A 2,964-nucleotide genomic window follows, 5' to 3' on the forward strand; every position below is an offset into this window, starting at 1 on the left:
TCCTGATCGCGGGGGTCAGACATCGTCGGTCCCGTCGTCGAACTGGCCGGTGGCCTCGCCGGGCTCGTCGTCCAGGCCCGCGACCGCCGCGCCCGATCGGGCGCGCTCGAGCGACATGCCCGTGGGAACGGCCAGCAGGACCGCGACGAGGAACACGAGCAGCAGAGCGGTCGTGTAGGCGACGCCGAAGGGGCCGACCACGTCCTGGGGAGCGGCGTCCACGCGCTGGTCGTCGGGGTCGACGGCGCTCCAGAGGAGACCGTAGTTCGTGTCGCCGACCGCCGAGAACGCGGGATTGCCGTCGAGCGAGACCGCGGCACGGGCCTGCACGGCCGAGGCCGCGTCGCCCGCCTGCGCGTCGTCGGCGTCGGTGAGCACCACGAAGCGGACGCCGAGCTCGTCGAGCGCCCCCTCGACGTCGTAGCCGGAGCGCGACACGAGGTTGCCGGCGAGCTCGTCGATCTCGTCGGTGCTCTCGGCGCCGGTCGCGGCGAGGGTCGACTGCTGGTCCAGCGTCGCTCCCGCTCCGCGCTCGAGACGGGCGAGGATCCCGCCGTCGTCCTGCGGCACCAGCACGATCGTGCCGACGCGCGGGTCGTTCTGCGCCTCGGCCGCGACGTACGCGGGGAGCGAGCGATCGGAGGTACTCGCGATCGACGAGCCGTCGGAGGCGGGGAACGCCAGCGCGAACGGACCGACCGCGAGAGCGGCGGTGACCGTGACGACGAGGGCGGTCACCAGGCGCAGCGAGGGCAGCGCGCCGAGCGACAGCGAGAAGCCGATCACGAGTCCGAGCCAGTAGAGGCTGAGCCCGGTGCCGCTCCACACGGCGACCGACTCGGACCCGGCGGTGGCGACCTGGATCCCCTGCGCGAGCGAGGCGGTGAGCAGGCCTGCGGCCGCGACTCCCACTCCGCCCAGGGCGGGCAGGTTGTTCGGCAGCAGGAGCGAGCCGAGCGCGGCGACGATCAGCGGGAGCACGAGCACGAGGGTCGCGAGCGGGGCTGCCGCCTCGGCGATGCCGAGCCGGCCGGAGAGGAAGCCGGTCCACTCGCCCGGCAGCCCGGCCGGGACGCCCGCGAGCAGCGAGAAGAAGTCCGCCCGGACGGAGGGCAGCGGCACTCCGGGGTCGGCGAGGACGGCGAGCCAGTTCCCGCGGGGCGCGTGGGCGACGAGCAGGGGGAACAGCAGGGCGAACGCGGGGATCGGCAGGCCGGCGAATCGGCCGAGACGGCGACCGGAGGTCGCGAGGATGACCAGCCACACCACCAGGAGCGGCAGCGACAGGATCGGAGCGCAGGCGACGACGGCGGCGGCGAGGAGCGATGCGGTGGCGGAGGCGGACCACGAGCGGTACGCGCCGAAGCCGGCGAAGAACAGCCACGGCAGCAGGACGTGCACCAGGATCGGCCCCGGCCGCCCGTCGGCCTGCGCCGCGTAGAACGCGGGGGCCAGGATCCAGGCGACGGAGCCGAACGCCCGGGCGAGGGGTCGCGGAGTGATCCGCGCCACCATCAGCCAGGCGCCCATCGCGGCGAGGGGCAGCGCCGTCAGGTAGAGCAGCACCATCGAGTAGCTGGGCGACCAGAAGGTGATCGAGCCCAGCACCGCGAGCACGGCGGCGAAGGGGTCGGCCGCTCCGATGAAGCCGGAGCCGAGGTCGCGCCACCCGTAAGCCGCATTGCGCCACAGCTCGGCGACCGTCGGCGAGAGGGTCAGCAGGCCGCCCCCGCTCAGGGCGGGTGCGGCGATCAGGGGCGTGTAGATGATGAGGCCCGCGAGCGCCGCCGCGAGCACGACCCAGACCCCGCCGCTCTGGAAGAAGTGCAGGGGGTGCCGCTCGCGGCTCGCCTGGACCCGGACGGCGTCGTGCCGCACGGAGCGCAGCTGGCGCACGGTGTCCAGCGGGATCCGCAGCGGGGCGATCGCCTTCCAGCCCACGTTCTTCGAGGAGCGCAGGACCTTCCGCGCCCGCAGCACCTTCGTCGCGCCGAAGGCGACGACCACCGCGGCCAGCAGCTCGCCGCCGACGAGTCCCGGCTGCTTGCGGAGCAGGCGGACGATCGCGCGCCCGACGGCGAGCGGCACGAGCGAGAGCCAGTGCAGGACGAGGAGCGCCACGGGCGCGTACGCGAGGCGGCGGTGCAGCTGCGCGGTGCGGTGCTGCCGGGCGCGGCGGCGCTCCCCTCCGTCGATGCGACGGCCGTCGGGGCGCTGCAGTCCGATGCGGGCGGTCGTGACCCGGGCGTCCGGCACGCGGCTGACGCGGTGGCCGGCCAGGCGGGTGCGGATCGAGAAGTCGAGGGCGTCGTCGACCACGGGCAGACCGGGGTCGAACCCGCCGAGCTCCTCCCACAGGGAGTGGCGCACGAGCATGCCGCCCGCGGCGACCGCGAGCACGTCGGGGGTGGCGTCGTGCTGCCCCTGGTCGAGCTCGTCCTCGACGAGGTGGACCGTGGTGCCGTAGTTCGTGATCGACTCGCCGTAGCTGCGGATGTACCCGGACCGGGTCCAGTCCATCACCTTCGGACCGGCGACGGCGACGGAGGGGGCGACCTCGACGGCTCCGAGCAGGGCCGCGAGCGCCCCTGGCTCGGGAGCGGAGTCCTGAGCGAGCAGCCAGAGCCACTCGTCCTCGCCCCGCGGCGGCTGCATCACGCGCACCGCGCGCGCGACGGCCTGGCCGAAGGGCAGGTTCTCGGAGACCTGGACCAGCTGGGACGGGCCCCACCCGGCGAGCAGCTCACCCGTGTCGTCCTTCGAGCCCCCGTCGACGAAGACGGTCGCGTCGGGCTGACGGGTCTGTGCTCGGAGCGCCGCGAGGGTGCGTTCCAGATACGCTGCGCCGTTGCGCGCGACGAGGACGGCGGTTACTCGGGGATACATCGCGGACCACCCTAGGCGATGCCGACGGACCACCCGCCAGCGGCTCGCCGCCCCGCCCCCCCGCGGCCGCTCGCCCGC

1 protein-coding gene is annotated in these 2,964 nt (G+C 74.6%); it reads right to left on the reverse strand.

Annotated features, from left to right (window positions below; genetic code table 11):
* Positions 1-15: 15 nt before the first annotated feature.
* Positions 16-2,886, reverse strand: a complete 2,871-nt coding sequence (locus tag NB037_RS19120) for a glycosyltransferase family 2 protein (RefSeq protein WP_251948617.1) — start codon at positions 2,884-2,886, stop codon at positions 16-18.
* Positions 2,887-2,964: the final 78 nt, after the last annotated feature.

It is taken from the genome of Rathayibacter rubneri (genome assembly GCF_023743255.1).
GTDB classification, from domain to species: Bacteria; Actinomycetota; Actinomycetes; order Actinomycetales; family Microbacteriaceae; genus Rathayibacter; species Rathayibacter rubneri.

What these genes read in the sequence shown, in the direction of transcription:
- NB037_RS19120 (WP_251948617.1), bottom strand. Translation starts at nt 2,886, where the DNA reads ATGTATCCCCGAGTAACCGCCGTCCTCGTCGCGCGCAACGGCGCAGCG.